The sequence below is a fragment of the Acidimicrobiales bacterium genome, assembly GCA_041394265.1.
Classification (GTDB): Bacteria; Actinomycetota; Acidimicrobiia; order Acidimicrobiales; family SZUA-35; genus JBBQUN01.
The window spans coordinates 2,467,484-2,484,720 of record JAWKIO010000005.1; the positions used below are offsets into that span (position 1 = coordinate 2,467,484).

Annotated in this window: 9 protein-coding genes; 3 read left to right on the forward strand and 6 right to left on the reverse strand. The window is 67.6% G+C overall.

Annotated elements, in window-relative coordinates:
• The first annotated feature begins 45 nt into the window (after nucleotides 1-45).
• Nucleotides 46-4,641, forward strand: a complete 4,596-nt coding sequence (locus tag R2733_12145; protein ID MEZ5377249.1) for a DEAD/DEAH box helicase — start codon at nucleotides 46-48, stop codon at nucleotides 4,639-4,641.
• A gap of 144 nt (nucleotides 4,642-4,785) precedes the next feature.
• Here R2733_12145 and R2733_12150 read toward each other — a convergent pair whose 3' ends face one another.
• The 3 genes from R2733_12150 to R2733_12160 form a co-directional block, all read right to left on the reverse strand.
• Nucleotides 4,786-7,335: an FtsX-like permease family protein gene (locus tag R2733_12150; protein ID MEZ5377250.1), complete on the reverse strand. Its 2,550-nt coding sequence runs from the start codon at nucleotides 7,333-7,335 to the stop codon at nucleotides 4,786-4,788.
• A 2-nt stretch (nucleotides 7,336-7,337) separates the two neighbouring features.
• On the reverse strand, nucleotides 7,338-8,105 hold the full coding sequence (locus R2733_12155) for an ABC transporter ATP-binding protein (protein MEZ5377251.1): 768 nt from the start codon (nucleotides 8,103-8,105) through the stop codon (nucleotides 7,338-7,340).
• Nucleotides 8,106-8,256: 151 nt separating this feature from the next.
• Nucleotides 8,257-9,879 (reverse strand): glycoside hydrolase family 13 protein, encoded by a 1,623-nt coding sequence (locus R2733_12160; GenBank protein ID MEZ5377252.1) that lies wholly within the window; start codon nucleotides 9,877-9,879, stop codon nucleotides 8,257-8,259.
• A gap of 182 nt (nucleotides 9,880-10,061) precedes the next feature.
• On the opposite strand from R2733_12160, the gene R2733_12165 reads away from it, so the two are divergent.
• Both R2733_12165 and R2733_12170 read left to right on the forward strand, forming a co-directional pair.
• Nucleotides 10,062-10,877, forward strand: coding sequence for a zinc finger domain-containing protein (locus R2733_12165; GenBank protein ID MEZ5377253.1), 816 nt, complete (start codon nucleotides 10,062-10,064; stop codon nucleotides 10,875-10,877).
• A gap of 132 nt (nucleotides 10,878-11,009) precedes the next feature.
• Nucleotides 11,010-14,522 (forward strand): adenylate/guanylate cyclase domain-containing protein, encoded by a 3,513-nt coding sequence (locus tag R2733_12170; GenBank protein ID MEZ5377254.1) that lies wholly within the window; start codon nucleotides 11,010-11,012, stop codon nucleotides 14,520-14,522.
• 124 nt (nucleotides 14,523-14,646) lie between these two features.
• Here the strand turns inward: R2733_12170 and R2733_12175 are convergent, their stop codons facing one another.
• The 3 genes from R2733_12175 to R2733_12185 all read right to left on the reverse strand — a co-directional run bounded on the left by R2733_12175 (nucleotide 14,647) and on the right by R2733_12185 (nucleotide 17,140).
• Nucleotides 14,647-15,279, reverse strand: coding sequence for a peroxiredoxin (locus R2733_12175; protein MEZ5377255.1), 633 nt, complete (start codon nucleotides 15,277-15,279; stop codon nucleotides 14,647-14,649).
• Between the two features lie 128 nt (nucleotides 15,280-15,407).
• Nucleotides 15,408-16,664, reverse strand: coding sequence for an L-2-hydroxyglutarate oxidase (gene lhgO / locus R2733_12180; protein MEZ5377256.1), 1,257 nt, complete (start codon nucleotides 16,662-16,664; stop codon nucleotides 15,408-15,410).
• A 125-nt stretch (nucleotides 16,665-16,789) separates the two neighbouring features.
• Complete coding sequence (locus R2733_12185; GenBank protein ID MEZ5377257.1) at nucleotides 16,790-17,140, reverse strand: LysM domain-containing protein; 351 nt, start codon at nucleotides 17,138-17,140, stop codon at nucleotides 16,790-16,792.
• Between the last annotated feature and the right edge of the window lie 97 nt (nucleotides 17,141-17,237).

The window sequence follows — 17,237 nt, forward strand, 5'->3', positions numbered from 1 at the left end:
CCGCCGAGTACGTCCTCTGTCAGAGGTGGTCGGTACGGTGAGGCGATGGCGAGTAGCAAGTCGGGAGCAGCACGGGAGCGACACGCTGTCCTCGCAGGATTCAGCGAGCCCGCCGCCGAGTGGTTCGCCACCACCTTCGTCGAACCCACCGCACCTCAGGTCGAAGGTTGGCCGGCCATCGCCCGTGGCGACAACACGCTCATCCTCGCCCCCACCGGTTCGGGCAAGACCCTCACGGCGTTCTTCTGGGGGCTCGATCAGCTCACCTCGGTGCCAACTCCCGACGACAAGAACCGGCGCACCCGCATCCTCTACATCTCGCCGCTTCGAGCGCTCGCCGTCGACGTCGAGAAGAACCTGCGGGCGCCACTCCAGGGGGTTCGGTTGGCGGCCGAGCGCCTCGGTCAGCCCTTTCACGAGCCGCAGGTGGCATTGCGAACCGGCGACACGCCGCAAGACGAACGACGCCGGCTGGCCAGTCATCCCCCGGATCTCCTGATCACCACCCCCGAGTCCCTCTACCTCATGCTCACCTCCCGAGTGCGTGAGACCCTGGCCGGCGTCGAAACCGTCATCATCGACGAGATCCACGCTCTCGCTGCCACCAAGCGAGGTGCGCACAGGGCCCTCAGCCTCGAGCGTCTCGATCGGATCACCGATCGACCGGTCCAACGCATCGGGCTGTCGGCGACCCAGCGCCCGTTGGAGGAGATCGCCCGGTTCCTCGGTGGCTTCGGACCCGATCGCACACCACGTCCGGTCACCATCGTCGACACCGGCATTCGCAAGGTGCTCGACATCGAGGTGATCGTCCCCGTCGACGACATGGCCCGCCTCGGCGAGGAGATCGTCGACGAACCGATGAGCGGTCCCGCCGCGGCTGGGCCGGTACGTCGCAGCATCTGGCCGGCCATGCACCCCCGACTGCTCGAACTCGTGCAGGAGCACCGGTCCACCATCATCTTCGTCAACGCCCGCCGACTGGCCGAGCGACTCGCCACCCGGCTCAACGAGCTGGCACTCGACGGCGAGAACCGCTCGGCCGAGGCCGAGGGCCGCCCACCCGAACCCGGGCGAGAACTGGTGAAGGCCCATCACGGATCGCTGAGCAGGGAACAGCGGCTCATCATCGAAGACGAGCTGAAACGGGGAACGCTGAAGGGCCTGGTTGCCACGTCGTCGCTCGAGTTGGGAATCGACATGGGCGCCGTCGATCTGGTGATCCAGGTCGAGTCACCCGGGGCCGTCAGCCGTGGGCTGCAGCGCATCGGCCGCGCCGGTCACCAGGTGGGGGCCCCGAGTCGAGGAAAGTTGTTCCCCAAGCACCGGTCCGATCTCCTCGAAGCGGCGGTGGTCGTCGACCGGATGCAGTCCGGGCTGATCGAGGAGACCCGCTACCCCCGCAACCCGCTCGACGTGCTGGCGCAGCAGATCGTGGCAATGGTGGCCATGGACGAGCTCGCCGTCGCAGAGGTGGCCGAGATCGTGCGTGGTGCCGCCAACTTCGTCGAGCTCTCCGACGACGCGCTCGCCGCCGTGCTCGACCTCCTCGCCGGCCGCTACCCATCCGACGAGTTCGCCGAGCTACGTCCCCGTATCGTGTGGGACCGCACCGCTCGCCCCGACGCCCCCATCGACGCCGGGCTCGCCGGCACCGTGCGGGGCCGGCCAGGTTCGCAGCGGTTGGCCGTCACCAGCGGCGGCACCATTCCCGATCGTGGGCTCTATGGCGTCTTCCTCCCCGACGGTGCTCGTGTCGGTGAACTCGACGAGGAGATGGTCTACGAGTCCCGGGTCGGCGAGACCTTCCTGCTCGGGGCCTCCACCTGGCGAATCGAAGACATCACGCACGAGCGGGTCGTGGTGGTACCGGCGCCGGGACAGCCGGGCAAGATGCCGTTCTGGCATGGCGACGGTCCGGGGCGCCCGCTCGAGCTGGGTCGAGCCATGGGAGCGTTCAACCGCGAGATCCTCGCCCTGTCCGCCGACGACGCCGGCGAACGCCTGACCGAACGCCACGGGCTCGACCATCTGGCGGCCACCAACCTCGTGCAGTTCCTCGACGAACAGCGAGAGGCGACCGGCCGGGTGCCCGACGATCGCACCATCGTGGTGGAGCGATTCCGCGACGAGATCGGCGACTGGCGGGTGTGCATCCTCAGCCCGTTCGGTGCCCAGGTCCACGCGCCGTGGGGTATGGCGCTGCAGCATCGGCTCGCCGAGCAGTGGGGCTGGGACGTCGAGCTCATGTGGAGCGATGACGGCATCGTCATCCGGCTTCCCGAGGCCGTCGATCGGGTGCCGGTCGACGAGCTCATGATCGACCCTGACGAACTCGACGAGCTGCTGGTCACCCAGCTGCCCCAGACCGCCATGTTCGCCGCTCGGTTCCGTGAGGCGTCGGCCCGAGCGCTTCTGCTGCCCCGCCGCCGCCCTGATCGTCGAACACCGCTGTGGCAGCAGCGGCAGAAGGCCGCCGACCTGCTGGCAGTTGCGGCCTCCTACCCGAGCTTCCCCATCCTGCTCGAGGCCACCCGAGAGTGCGTCAACGACGTGTTCGACCTGCCCGCCTTGCGGGAGGTCCTCACTGAACTCCGCAGTCGCAAGATCAAGGTCCACAGCGTCGACACCGAGTCGGCCTCGCCGTTCGCCCAATCCCTGATGTTCGGCTGGATCGCCCAATACATGTACGAGGGCGACGCACCGCTCGCCGAGCGCCGGGCCGCTGCGCTCTCCCTCGACCGCGAGATGCTGCGAGATCTCCTCGGCGCCGAGGAGCTGCGGGAGCTGCTCGACCCCGAGGTCCTCGAAGCGCTCGACGCCGAACTGCAGCGCACCGCCGAGGGCTGGCAGGCTCGTCACGTCGATGCGGTCGAAGACCTCATGCGTTGGCTGGGTCCGCTCTCGCTCGACGAGATCGAGGCGCGGTGCGCTGGCATCGACGCGGGAGCCGCCGTTGCCGAGCTGCTCGATCAGCGGCGCATCATCGGGGTGGCGGTGGGCGGCGAGCAGCGGTTGGCGGCCGCCGAAGATGCCTCACGCCTGCGCGACGCGCTCGGCGTTGCCCTTCCGCCCGGTTTGCCTCAGGCCTTCACCGACTCGGTCGCCGATCCCCTCGGCGACCTCCTCACTCGCTATGCCCGCACCCATACGCCGTTCCTCACCGACGAGGTCGCCGATCGCTACGGTCTCGAACCCGAGCGGGCGCGTCGTGGTCTCGACGAGCTCGAGCGACTCGGGCGCATCGTGCGAGGCGAGTTCCGCCCCGACGGGGTCGAACGAGAGTGGTGCCACAACGACGTCCTGCGGGTGCTGCGCCGGCGCTCGCTGGCTGCGCTCCGACGCGAGGTCGAACCGGTCGACCACGACGTCCTCGCCCGCTTCCTTCCCGACTGGCAGCACGTCGGCTCCCGCCTCCACGGCGTCGATGGTCTGGCCGAGGTGATCACGAGTCTGCAGGGTGCCGCCCTGCCGGCGTCCATGCTCGAAGTCGACATCCTTCCCGCCCGGTTGCCCGCCTATCGCTCCACCGACCTCGACACACTGCTCACCGCCGGCGAGGTGGTGTGGGTCGGTGGCGGAGCGCTCGGCTCCGACGACGGTCGACTCCGGTTGCTGTGGCGAGACCAGGTGCCCTTCCTGTCACCTGAGCCTGCCGACGAACGACCGGATGACCCCATTCACGCCGCCCTCCGCGCTCGACTGGCCAGCGGCGGTGCGTCGTTCTGGTCCGACCTGGTCGATGCGGCCCAGGCGGCCGAGCTCGACTACACCGACACCAGCGTCTTGCGGGCGCTGTGGGACCTGGTCTGGGCCGGCGAGGTCACCAACGACTCCCTGACCCCGTTGCGCGCATTGATCGGTGGCGCCGGACCATCCAAGGCCGGTGCGTCGAGCCGGGGCAGGACCGGACGTCGCCCCAACCTTCGCTCACTGTCGCGCCTCGGCCCGCCGGCGGCCACCGGTCGCTGGTCGCTGGTCGATCAGCTGCGACGACCGGCGGCCACACCCACTGAGCAGGCCACGGCCCGGGCGCTCCAGCTGCTCGAACGCTACGGCGTGCTGACACGCGAGATGGCCCTGGCTGAAGGCGCTGCCGGCGGGTTCGCAGGCGTCTACCCGGTGCTGAAGGAGCTCGAAGACCGTGGTCAGGTGCGGCGGGGCTACTTCGTCGCCGGACTCGGTGCGGCCCAGTTCGCGTTGCCGGGTGCCGTTGATCGGCTGCGCAGTGAACGCGACGCCAACATCCACGATGCTGCGTTTGATGCCGATGCCGACCTCCTGGTGCTGGCCGCCACCGACCCCGCACAACCCTACGGAGCCGCGTTGCCCTGGCCCGACACCGAGGGCCGTCCGTCCCGGTCGATCGGCGCCTATGTGGTGCTGCGGAGGGGTATCCCCCTCGTGTTCCTCGATCGTGGGGCCCGCAGCCTCGTCACCTTCGCCCAGCCGGATGGGCACGACCTCGCCAACGACGGTGCGTGGGTGCAGGCGCTCGCCGGCCTGGTGGCACGCAAACAACTCAAGCGCATCGAGATCACCAAGGTCGACGGATCACCGAGTGCCGAACACCCAGCGATCCGCGACCTGCTGTTGGCCAACGGTTTCAAGCAGGGCTACAAGGGCCCCACCCTCCGCTGATCCGCCAACTCGAGAGCCCACACGACACAAGTGTCGCCCTGGCTCTCGAGTTGGCTGGGTTTGTCGCTCGGGGTCTCGAGTTCGGACGGTCTGAGGCGTCGACCGAGTCGGCTCCGAGCGCACGAGACGGGTCGCGACCAGCCGCTACTCGGTGGCGATCGATTCCAACACGTTGAGGCGAGACGCTCGGTAGGCCGGAACGAGCGACGACACGATGCCGATGATGATCGCCAGGACGAGCATCACGATCAGGCTCACGACCGGCACGCTGAAGGCGATCTCGCCCTGGTCGCGAAGTGCGTACACGATCGCGTAGCCGAAGAACATGCCGAGGAGGATCCCCTGCACCGCACCGAGGACGGCGGTGATGACGGCCTCCGACCGGATGGTGGATCGGATCTGGCTCTGGGTCATGCCGATGGCCCGCAAGAGTCCGATCTCGCGAGTTCGCTCGATCACCGACAGGCGCAGCGTGTTGGCGATGCCGAAGGCGGCGATGATGACCGCCAGGGCGAGGAGGCCGTAGATCAGCCGTACGAGCTGGTTGAGCGAGTCGGCCTGCGCCTCGATGTACTGATCCCGATCCTGCACCGTGGCATTCGGATAGGGCGCAGCGACCGCCTCGATCGCCGGACGGGCGTCTTCGATCGACACACCATCGGCGAGGATGATGTAGTCGGTGAAGTCGAACTGCTCGGCGCCGGTTTGCTCGTACAACGAGGTGGCGATGGTGTAGTTCCCGGCGAACTCGTTGTTCTCGTAGAGTCCGGCAACGGTCAGATCACGAGGTGTGCCGTCGATGAACGTGACCTGCAGCGTGTCGCCGACCCCGATGCCGAGGTCGGCCGCTTTGTCTTCGTACACGAAGATGCTCGATGGGCCCAGGTCGCCAGGTGATCCTGCGGTGACGCCGATGTCGAAGACATCGAATGCTCGGGCCGGGTCGACCACGCTGAAGAAGTCAGCGGTGTCTTCGTCGTTGACTTGGCCGAATCCGACACGGATTCCGGCCGCCGTCTCGACCTCGGGCAGCGCGGCGAGTTCGTCGACGAGTGAGGGCGGGAGTCCACCACCAAAGCCGCCGGTGCCGGAGTCGATCGCATAGTCGCCGGTGAACTGCTCACCGATGATGTCTCGGATCGTGGTCTGCAATGAGGCAGCGAGGATCGACACGCCGGCCACCAGGGCCACACCGATCGTGAGCGCCGCTGCGGTGCGAGCGGTGCGCTTCGGGCTGCGCATGGCGTTCTCGCGAGCGATGTTGCCCGTGACGCCCCGCGAGGCGGCGAGCGGCGCGCCGATCACACGAGCGACCGGTCGAGCGATGACCGGGCCCAGCACGAACACGCCGACGAAGATGACCGCTGCGCCCAATCCGACGAGGGAGATCTCGGGCTGCAACAGCCCGGCCACCATGGAGAAGACGCCGAGCGCCAGCACGAGCAGGCCCGAGAGCAACCGCACCCGGGAGTACCCCTGCGATTCGGCCGCCGCCTCACGCAGCGCCTCGATGGGGGCGATACGCGAAGCGTTGATGGCCGGGAACACCGCCGAGACGAGGGTAACGATCATCCCGGCGACCATGCCGGCCACCAGGGTCGACGTCTGGATCACCAGGCCGGCGCTCGGAAGTTCCAAACCGATCCCGCTCAACGCCGCTCGGATGCCGATCGACAGCAAGATGCCTGCCCCGATGCCGAGCGCCGAGGCGACGAGCCCGATCACCCCGGCTTCGAGGAAGACCGACTGCAGCACCTGACGCCGGCTCGCTCCGATCGCTCGCAGCAGTGCGAGCTCGCGCTGCTTCTGGGCGATCAGGATCGAGAACGTGTTGTAGATCACGAAGCTCGAAACGAACAGGGCGATCACGGCGAACACGGTGAGGAAGATGTTGAAGAACGACAGACCGTCTTGGATGGCGCTCTGGCTCTCCTCGGTCAGCTGCTCGCCGGTGACCGCTTCGACTGGCCCGTCGAGAGCGGCCGTGAGACGGCTGACGATCTCGTCTTGGCTGACCCCGTCGTCGGCCACGATCGAGATGCCGGTGAGCTGACCCTCGAGGTCGAGGAAGTCCTGGGCGGTCGGAAGGTCGAGCAAGGCGAACGACGCGCCGCCGGGCGAGTCGCTGGTGCCGAACTTGGCAACGCCGACGAGCTCGAACTCGCGAGCGCCGGAGGTGCCGATCACGGTGACCCGGTCACCGACGGAGAGCTTGCCCTTGTCGGCGGACGCGTTGTCGATGACCAACTCGTCGGGGCCTGACGGGCCACGACTGCCGTCGAGGAGTTGCCACGGGTTGACCTGCTCGGTGGCATTCCACGAGAACGTGAACGTGGGGGGTCCCTGGCCCGGATTGCCGATGGGTTCACCGTCGGCGCCGACGATCTGGCCCGTACCCGCCACGTAGGGGTCGGAAGCGGCCACACCGTCGACGGCGGCAACGACGGCGGCATAGGACTCGTCCATGTTCGAGCGGATCTCGCCGCCGAAGCCGAGGTCGAGCGTTTCGGTGGAGCGGACCTCGGCATCGGTGTCTTCGTAGACACTGGCGAAGAGGTTGTCGAAGGCCTTGCCGACCGAGTCGGTGAAGACGAGGGTGCCGACGAGGAACGACACCCCGAGGATCACGGCGAAGGCCGTGCCGATGAGGCGGGCCTTGTGGCCCATGATCGACTTCAGTGTGGTCTTGAACATGCTCAGTCCCCGAGGTGGCGCATGCGGTCGAAGATGGTGTCGGCGTCGGGGTCGAGCAGTTCGTCGACGATGCTCCCGTCGGCCAGGAACAGCACCCGGTCGGCGTACGACGCCGACACCGGGTCGTGGGTGACCATCACGATGGTCTGGCCGAGGTCGTCGACGGCAGACCGCATGAACGTGAGGATCTCGGAACCGGTCCGGGAGTCGAGGTTGCCGGTCGGCTCGTCGCCGAAGACGATGTCGGGTCGGCTGGCCAACGCCCGGGCGACGGCGACTCGCTGCTGCTGGCCACCAGAGAGCTCGTTCGGGCGGTGATGCAGTCGGTTGCGAAGCCCGACGGTGTCGATGACCTTGTCGATCCACGCCGGGTCGCCGGCGTTGCCCGCCAGGTCCATCGGGAGGGTGATGTTCTCCTTGGCGTCGAGCGTCGGGATGAGATTGAAGGCCTGGAAGATGAAGCCGATCTTGTCTCGCCGGATCTGGGTGAGCGCCTTGTCCTTCAGCGTCGAGATCTCGACATCACCGACGAAGGTGGTGCCACTGCTCAGGCGGTCGAGGCCCGCCATGCATTGCATCAGCGTCGACTTGCCCGATCCGGACGGACCCATGATGGCGGTGAACTTCCCGGCTTCGAACCCGACGCTGACGTTGCGCAACGCGTGGACCTCGGTGTCGCCTTCGCCGTAGACCTTCGAAGCGTCGCGACAGTGCGCGGCCCACACGGTCGTGCTCGGCGGTGGGGGCGTGACGGGGCTGTCGATGGACATACGGATCTCCTGGGCTGATGGGCGAGCAGTGACCAGTCTGCCCCGAGGGTATGACACGTGGAAGCGATTTCAGGGAGGAATCAGGGTGAACCCTGAGTTGCCGCCCCGTGACGACGGCGCGCCATCGATCAGCGCGCTGACGTGCCCAATCTCAGCGGCGGAGGAGGACCGCTGTGTTCCCGGGCAGCATCGCCGGCGACCCGGGCGGCAGCGTGCCGCTGGAAAACAGGATCTCGCCTTCCGGAAGCGCAACGTCGGTCACACCCACATTGAGCCAGCATTCGACACCCGATCCACGGCGGAAGGCGACGATGTTCTCCGGTGCCTCGACGAGCTCGATCGACTCGTCCTGCGACAGGTGCTCACGGCGAATGGCAATGGCACCGCGGTAGAACTCGAGCGTGCTGGCGGGGTCGCCCGTCTGGGCCTCGGCCGACAGCGGTCCGAACGCCTCGGGCATCGGCAACCAAGGCGAGGTCTCGCCGAAGCCGAACGCCGGGCCGTCGGTTGTCCACGGGATCGGCACCCGACAGCCGTCGCGACCCTTGATCGTGTGCTCCGATTGCTCCCAGACGGGATCGTCGAGCACCTCGGGCGGCAGGTCCCACACCTCGGGCAGGCCGAGTTCCTCTCCCTGGTACAGATAGGCCGATCCGGGCAGCGAGAGGATCACGAGCGTGGCCGCCTTCGCCCGCTGCAGACCCAGTTCGGCGTCGAGGATCTCGTGTGGTCCGTCGAGCAGCCAGTGCCGCCAGTTGGTGCCGGCCGGCAGTCCGTAGCGGGTGGCGTGGCGGACGACATCGTGATTCGACAGCACCCACGTGGGGGCTGACCCGACGGCTGCGGCGTCGGTGCAGGAGGACGCGATGACCTCGGTCATCGCCGCTGCGTCCCAATCAACCTCGAGGAAGTTGAAGTTGAACGACTGCTGGTATTCGTCGGGCCGGAGGTAGAGCGCCATGCGTTCGGTGGTCGGCACCCACGCCTCGGCCACCATCATGCGATGTCCTTCGTAGGAGTCGAGCACGGCACGCCACCCGCGGATGATGTCGTGGACGTCGTCGCGGTCCCAGTACGGATGGTCGGCAACCTTCGTGGCCTGGAGGATTTCGTCGCCCTCGGTGCCGAGGTCGGGATACGACATGTCCTTGGCGCAGCCGTGGGCGACGTCGACCCGGAAGCCGTCGACGCCCTTGTCGAGCCAGAAGCGGAAGATGTTCTCGAACTCCTCGATGACCTCGGGATTGGTCCAGTTGAGGTCGGGCTGGGTGTGATCGAAGAGGTGGAGGAACCACTCGCCGTCGGGCAGTCGGTCCCAGGCCGATCCGCCGAAGACCGAGGTCCAGTCGTTCGGTGGGAGTTCGCCGTCGGTCCCCTGGCCCGGGAGGATGTGGTAGCGCCGCCGCGACGGATGGCCGATCGGCGAGGAGATGGCCTCCTGGAACCACGCGTGCTGACTCGAGGTGTGGTTCGGCACGAGGTCGACGAGCACCTTGATGCCGTGGTCGTGGGCCTCGGTGATCAGCGCTGCCGCCTGGTCGATGTCGCCGTAGCGCGGCTCGATGTCGCGGTAGTCGGCGACGTCGTAGCCGCCGTCGTGCAGCGGTGACCGATACCAGGGGTTGATCCAGATCGCGTCGACGCCGAGGTCGCGCAGGTAGCCGAGCTTGGATCGCAGTCCGTTGATGTCGCCGGTTCCGTCGTCGTTCGCGTCGGCGAAGGATCGGATGTAGACCTGGTAGACGACGGCATGACGCCACCATGGACTCGTCATTGGCACAGACCTTTCATCGGCACTGATCCTTCAGCGCTCAAGAGCACGGCGACGGCTGTCGTGCCGTCGACGGTCATGATGGCAGTGGTGCAAACGTTTCCAAACCTGCCGGCCCGGGTCGACGTACCCGGGCACCCCGCCCGAGTCGCCGCGCCGGGTCGGCAGCAGTCACACTGGCCCTGATGCCCGAGGGTGACACGATCTGGCGAGCCGCAGCCCGACTTCGACCGGCACTGCTCGATCGGCGCGTCGTTCGATTCGAGGCAGCACGGCTCATCGGCGGGGTCGAGCCCGGCACGACGGTCGATCTTGTCGAAGCCCGGGGCAAGTACCTGCTGATCGGGTTCGACGATGGCCAGGTCCTCGAGACACACATGAAGATGACCGGGAGCTGGCATCTCTATCGGGAGGGTGATCGGTGGCGCCGCAGTCGATCTGCCGTACGAGCTCTGGTCGAGGTCGACAACGGCTGGACTGCCGTGTGCTTCTCGGCGCCGCATGTCCGCCTGACCAGGCCCGACCGTTCACGGGGAATCGGTCCGGGGCACCTCGGCCCCGATCTGACCTCACCCGACCCCGACCTCGAGCAGGCGGTTCGACGGTTCGCCGAGGTCGGTCGGGGTGAGGTTCCGATCGCCGTGGCCGTGCTCGATCAACGGATCTGTTGCGGCGTCGGCAACGTCTACAAGAGCGAGGTCCTCCACGCCCTGGGCATCTGCCCCGATCGGCGACTCGACGACGTGTCGATCGATGATCGGCGAGCCATCGTGACCCTCGCTCACCAGCTCCTTCGAGCCAACCTGGGAAGTGGCCCTCGGACGACGGTCGAGGGGGGACTGGCGGTCTACGGCAAGCGAGGCGAACCGTGCCCTCGCTGCTCGTCGCCGATCGAGCGGGCCGTGCACGGCGAGCACGCCCGTTCCACCTACTACTGCCCGGTCTGCCAGTGCGGGTCCGAGTCGGCGACCAGCCCGGCCCGGTCGACCGGCCGGCATTGAGCACGCCTGGAGCGCCTGGTCGTCGGAGGCGCCGACCACTGGGTCGATGGTGATCGTCGGAGGCGCCGACCACTGGGTCGATGGTGATCGTCGGAGGCGCCGACCACGGCGCGTCTGCCTAGACTCGGCGGAATGTCGTGCGACTCCTGTGGATCTGCGGTGCCCGTCGGCGCCCGGTTCTGCCCGTCGTGCGGGAGTTCGCAGGGGAGCGACGATCAAGAACGCCGGGTCGTCACGGCCATCTTTGCCGACATCGTCGGATTCACGACCCTGGCCGAGCAACTCGATCCGGAACACGTCAAGCGGATGGTCGATCGTTGTTTCGTCCAGTTGACTCGCGACATCACCTCATTCGGTGGCGTGGTCGACAAGATCATCGGCGACGAGATCGTTGCGCTCTTCGGTGCCCCGGTGGCGCACGAGGATGACGCCGAGCGGGCGGTACGCGCAGCGCTACGGATGCAGGAGAGCCTCGCCGCCATGGCGGTCGAGGCGGAAACACCCTTCGAGGTTCGCATCGGTGTCAACACCGGTGAGGTCCTCGTCGGCAGTTCCGCGTCGGGTCGTGACTACACCGCCATGGGCGACGTGATGAACACGGCGTCGAGATTGCAGACCATGGCCGAACCGGGCCAGATCGTCGTCGGGTCGTCCACGCATGCGGCCACCGCTGACGCCATCTGCTACGAGGCGCTGGGACTACTCGAAGCGAAGGGCCGCGTCGGCCACATCGAGGCGTGGCTGGCCAAATCGGCAACCCGGCCCCCTGGCACCCGAACGCGTCGAGCCTCCGAGTTCGTCGGGCGCGAGCACGAACTGGCGGTGCTGCACGCCCAGAGCCGTCTGGCGCTCGAACTCCGCCAGGCCCAGCTGTCGTTCCTGCAGGGCGACGCCGGCATGGGCAAGACCCGGCTTGCCGAGGAGCTTGCCGCTGGCCTCGCCCGCAGCGCTGGTGCCCTCGTGGTTCGCGGTCGCTGCGTCCCCTACGGCGAGGCCAACGTCTGGTGGCCGGTCGCCGAGGTGTTGCGGCAGCTCTTCGAACTCGACATCGACACCTCACTCGACCTCGCCACCGAGATCATCCGTCGCAACCTGACCGAACACGGCGACGCCCTGGCCGGCAACCTCGACCGCTTCACCACCGCCGCACTGCACGCACTCGGCTACCCCAATCCACTGCGGAACGGGAACCGAGACCGAAACCGGGCCGAGGTCACGCTGATGCTGACCAGCCTGCTCGAAGTCGAGCTCGCTCGGCGGCCCGTCGTGATGCTGCTGTCCGACATGCACTGGGCGGCCGAGGCGGTGTGGTCGCTGGTCTCGCACGTGCTGTCGCAGCTGGCCCGCACTCGGTTCGTCGTCGTGCTCACCGCTCGTCGCACCGGCGAGGAGCTGCGCAACATCGAGGGGCGGTTCGGCCGGCTCACCCTCGAACTCGGCCCGCTCGAGGCGACTGCAGCGCGGCGACTCGTCGCCGAACTCGACGTGGCGCTGTCGTCGTCCGACGTCGACGAGTTGATCGAGCGCAGCGGCGGCAACCCGTTCTTCCTCGAGGAACTGGCCGAGCTGGTTGGCAGTCAGGGCCTCGTCGGTTCGTCCGAGGGCGGGTCGGCCACCGAGAACCGGCTGGCTCGTATCCCCGACACCCTGCGGGGGCTGTTGGCTGCCCGGCTCGATCAGCTCGACCCGACCGCTCGCCGAGTGCTCGAAGTGGCCTCGGTGCTCGGGCGATCGGGCCCGGTCGTGAGCATTGGCCTGATGCTCGAGGGGATGGGCTACGAAGGCGATGTCGACGCCGGGATCGCCACGCTCGTCGATGGCGACATCCTCTCGATCGACGGTTCCCGCTTCACCTTCGTCTCCGATCTCACCCGCGAGGTCGCCTACGGCACGATCACGAAGGCAGCTCGGGCGACGGCGCACGAGCGCGCCGCCCGCTACCTCGAGACCAAGAACAAGCCCGACTATCGGAACTCGATCGCCGTGGCCATTGCTCGCCACTACCAGGCGGCGGCGCAGCTCGTCCTCGAACTGTCCGCCGGTACGCCGGAACAGCGGGCCGACATCGTCGATCGCGCCACCTACTGGCTGAGCGAGGCCGGGTGGCGGGCGATGGATGCCGGGGTGCCGAGCGAGGCCGAGCAGTGGTTCACCGGTGCCATCGAGTTCGCGCCCGAGGCCGAACAGGCCATGATGCTGTACGGCCGGGCCAAGGCGAGGGCCGCCCAGCGCAACGTGAGCGGCACCCGGTCCGACCTCGATCACCTCGATTCACTGGGTGTCGACGACCCCTCGCTTCGGGCAAAGGCGCTCGTCGTTCGAGGCGACATCGACGCAAAGGCCGGCGACTACGACCACTCCACCAAGGCGCTCACCGAGGCGATCAAGCAGCTCCACGGCCTCGGCGACCTCGCGGCGGAATCGGCGGCGCTGCGTCTCCTCGGCCTGACCGACATGCACCGCAAGGATGCCGAGAGCGCTCGGTCGAGCCTCGAACTGGCGCGCCGGGTGGCGGCCGAGGCCGGCGAGCGTCGCGAGGAGGCGTGGGCACTCCAGTCGCTGGCGTTGTTCGCGTATCAGGGTGGTCGGATCGAGGAGGCGGCGCGCTTCGTCGGCGCTGCCATCGACATCTTCACCGAACTCGATGATCGTTCGGGGCTCGGTTGGACGATGGGTCTCGGCGCGTGGGTGGCCTTCCACCGAGGCGACTGGAAGACCGCCGAGGCGATGGTCGATGAAGTGCTGCCGGAGATCCGCCGCCGCGGCGATCCCTGGGCCGAGGCCATCATGATGATTCTTCACGCCTCGATGTGCCTGTGGTCGGGGCACGCTCGCACGGCGCTCGAAGTGGCGCGCGACGCCCAGGACGCCGCCGAACGCGCCGATGATTTCTCGCTCGCCGTGCAGGCTCGAGCCATCGAGGGGCGTGCCCTCATCACCCGCGGCCGAGTGGCTGAGGGATTGGCGACACTCGAGCAGTCGGCGGCCCTCGCCGAGCGGGCCGGCGACGCCGAAACTCGCCGGATCTCCACCGTGAGCAACTGTTCAGCAGCTGCTCGCCTGGGTGATTCCGAGCGCGCGCTGCGCTGGGCGGCACGGTTCGAAGGTCTGAGCAACAGCTCGGCGATCCTCGGCGAGAGCGATCTCGCCATCGCCATGGCGTTGGCATTGATGCAAACCGGCATGCTCGCCGATGCCGAGGCCCAGTTGCAGTGGGCGTTCGACGACCACGACGCCGAGCTACCTGACGACCGGGTGCACACCAATGCCCTCGCCGTCGGTGCTGTCGTGGCCTCGGCGATGGGTCGATACGACGTGGCCGAGGACCGGGCGGCGGCGGCCTTGGCCGGCGAGCCCACCTATCTCGATCGATTGCTCGCTCACCTGTCGAGAGCGGCGGCCAGCAGCGCCCAGGGGCGGCCCGATGGCATGCGCAGCAGCATCGCCTCGGCCCGTGAGGTGTTGGCGCACACCGACGACCGCATCTCGCCGCTGCTGGTCTCGCTCGTCGAGGCCATCGCCTCCGGCGTCGACACCGAGGCGGTCGAGCAAGAGATCATCGCCATGGGTATCGACCCCACCGGTTGGCGCCGGAGCTGGACGTTGGCCTCACGTCCGGGAGCGAGCGAGCCGACCGCGGTCTGAGCCGAGCGCAACATCGGTCGTGACGCGACGACGCCGCCCGAACGAATCGGACGGCGTCGGTTCAGCGTCGACTTCGATGACCCAGAGCTCGCTCAGCTCGGGTCTCGCTCAGCTCGGGCCTCGCTCAACTCGGTTGCTTGGTGAGGCGGAGGTAGGGCTTCTTCTCGTCCCAGCCGCCGGGGAAGAGGCCGCTGGCCTCGTCGTTCGACAGCGCCGGCGAGATGATGACGTCGTCGCCGGGCGACCAGTTCACCGGGGTGGCGACCTTGTAGCCATCGGTGAGCTGCAACGAGTCGATGACTCGCAGGATCTCGTTGAAGTTTCGGCCGGTCGAGGCGGGGTAGGTGAGCGTGAGGCGCACCTTGTTGTTCGGATCGATCACGAAGACCGAGCGAACGGTGAGGGTGTCGTTCGCGTTGGGGTGGATCATGTCGTAGAGGTCGGCAACGGCGCGGTTCTCGTCGCCGATGATCGGGAAGTTGACCGCCGTGCCCTGGGTCTCCTCGATGTCGCCGACCCAGTTGTTGTGGCTGTCGACATCGTCGACGCTGACCGCAATGGCCTTGACGTTGCGCTTGTCGAACTCGTCCTTGAGCTTGGCGGTGAAGCCGAGTTCGGTGGTGCACACCGGGGTGAAGTCCTTCGGATGCGAGAACAGCACCGCCCAGGAGCCTTCCTTCCAGGCGTGGAACGAGAGCTCGCCGTCGGTGGTCGGAGCGGTGAAGTCGGGGGCGATGTCGCCGAGACGGATGGCCATGGGAGTCTCCAAACAGATGCGGATGATGGTGTCTCCGGGAGCCTAAACCCTATTCTCGCAAAACCCGATCGATTTGGTCGGAATTAACTCGGCCATTCGTCCCCCACCCCGACCTGCGGTGGAGCGGGTCAGGAGAGGTGCTGGTGGGCGAGCACGCGGTCGACGATTTGTTCGCCGATCGCCAGTGAGGCCGTTGCGGCCGGCGACGGAGCGTTGAGCACGTTCACGACGCGGTTGGTCTCGGCCCACACGAAGTCGTCGAGCAGTGCGCCCTGACGATTGACCGCCTGCGCCCGCACGCCGGCAGGACTCGGGACGAGGTCGTCGGCGGTGATCTCGGGCACCAGCCGCTGGAGTGCCTTGACGAACGCCTGCTTGGAGAGCGACCGGTAGTACTCACCCAAGCCGGTTCGCCAGTAGTTCCGGGCCAGCCGCCACCAACCGGGGTTGGCGAGCACCTCGGCCAGATCCTTCGCGTTGATGTCGCCCCAGGTGTAGCCCTCGCGAGCCAGGGCGAGAACTGCGTTTGGTCCGGCGTGGATCGAGTCATCGATCATGCGGGTCAGGTGGACACCCAGGAACGGGAAGTCGGGATCGGGCACCGGATAGATCAGCGTGTTGACCAGGTACCGACGATGTTCGGCAAGCTCGTAGTACTCACCCCGGAATGGCATGATCCGCTCGGTGGTGTCCGGTTCGGTCATCCGGGCCAGGCGGTCGCTGTGCAACCCGCCGCAGGTGATGGCCATCCCGGCTTCGATGTCGCCGCGATCGGTGCTGATCCGGACCGAGTCGACCCGTTCGTCGACGTCGGTGACGGTGGTTCCGGTACGGATCTCGCCACCGGCCTCGGTGATCAGATCGGCCAGCTTCCGACAGACCGCCTTGTAGTCGGTGATCCCGGCCGCAGGGACGTGCAGCGCCGCGATTCCCGCCGCGTGCGGTTCGCGCTCACGCAGTTCGGCGACATCGATGCGGCGGGCCTCCACCCCATTGGCCGCCGCCCGCTCCTCGAGCACGGCGAGCCGGGGAAGGTCGATGTCCTGCGTCGCCACGATCACCTTTGAGCAGATGTCGTAGTTGATCCCGTGTTCCTCGCAGAAGGCCACCATCTTGGCCCGGCCCTCGGTCGAGGTCTTCGCCTTCAGGCTGCCGGGCTTGTAGTAGATGCCGGAGTGCAACACGCCGGAGTTGTGACCGGTCTGGTGTCCGGCGACGTTGGCTTCCTTCTCGATGAGGACGAGTGAGGTGCCGGGCCGGGTCGTCAGCAGCTTGTAGGCCGAGGCCAGGCCGACGATGCCGCCGCCGATCACGGCGACGTCGAACCGATTGGTGGATGCACCGGTGCCATTGGACGATGCGGGGCCAGCGGTGGTGTTGCTCATGACGTGCTCCCTCGAGCGGTCGCACGCTCTCGGGACGTACGTGCGAACACGACCAAGGGTACCGACAGCGCGAATGGGCCTTCGAGGGATTGCCGTAGGTGAATGTTCGGGCCGAGCCCGCTCGGTCAGCCGGCGACGGTGGTCGAGGAGGTGGCGACCGTGGTGGGAGGGATCGACAACTCTTGGCCGACGACGATCGAGTTGACGTCGCTGATGGCGTTGAAGTCGGCCAACGCCTGCGTGCTGACACCGAACCGGCTGGCGATCACCGACAGCGAATCGCCGGACTGCACTACGTAGTTGACCTGCACGGTGGTGGGCGGCGGCGGGACCGTGGTGGGGGCGGGAGCGGTGGTCGACGGTGCCGTGACCTCGGTGCCGGCCACCTCGGCGCCGTCGTCGGCTCGGCCACAGCTGGCGAGGGCGAGCGCAAGCGCGATCGTCAGAGCCGTCCGCTGTGTCCTGCCTCGCCCCATACCGATGTCCCTTCGCGTGTCGTCGTGCTCACGGGGAGTATTGCCGATCCTTGCTCTCCGTGCTTGCTGCTTCACATGGGAATTGTGTGAACAACGA

Excerpts from the sequence above, each read along its gene's own strand:
- R2733_12145 (MEZ5377249.1), top strand. The coding sequence starts at position 46 with ATGGCGAGTAGCAAGTCGGGAGCAGCACGGGAGCGACACGCTGTCCTC.
- R2733_12150 (MEZ5377250.1), bottom strand. The coding sequence starts at position 7,335 with ATGTTCAAGACCACACTGAAGTCGATCATGGGCCACAAGGCCCGCCTC.
- R2733_12155 (MEZ5377251.1), bottom strand. The coding sequence starts at position 8,105 with ATGTCCATCGACAGCCCCGTCACGCCCCCACCGCCGAGCACGACCGTG.
- R2733_12160 (MEZ5377252.1), bottom strand. The coding sequence starts at position 9,879 with ATGACGAGTCCATGGTGGCGTCATGCCGTCGTCTACCAGGTCTACATC.
- R2733_12165 (MEZ5377253.1), top strand. The coding sequence starts at position 10,062 with ATGCCCGAGGGTGACACGATCTGGCGAGCCGCAGCCCGACTTCGACCG.
- R2733_12170 (MEZ5377254.1), top strand. The coding sequence starts at position 11,010 with ATGTCGTGCGACTCCTGTGGATCTGCGGTGCCCGTCGGCGCCCGGTTC.
- R2733_12175 (MEZ5377255.1), bottom strand. The coding sequence starts at position 15,279 with ATGGCCATCCGTCTCGGCGACATCGCCCCCGACTTCACCGCTCCGACC.
- lhgO (MEZ5377256.1), bottom strand. The coding sequence starts at position 16,664 with ATGAGCAACACCACCGCTGGCCCCGCATCGTCCAATGGCACCGGTGCA.
- R2733_12185 (MEZ5377257.1), bottom strand. The coding sequence starts at position 17,140 with ATGGGGCGAGGCAGGACACAGCGGACGGCTCTGACGATCGCGCTTGCG.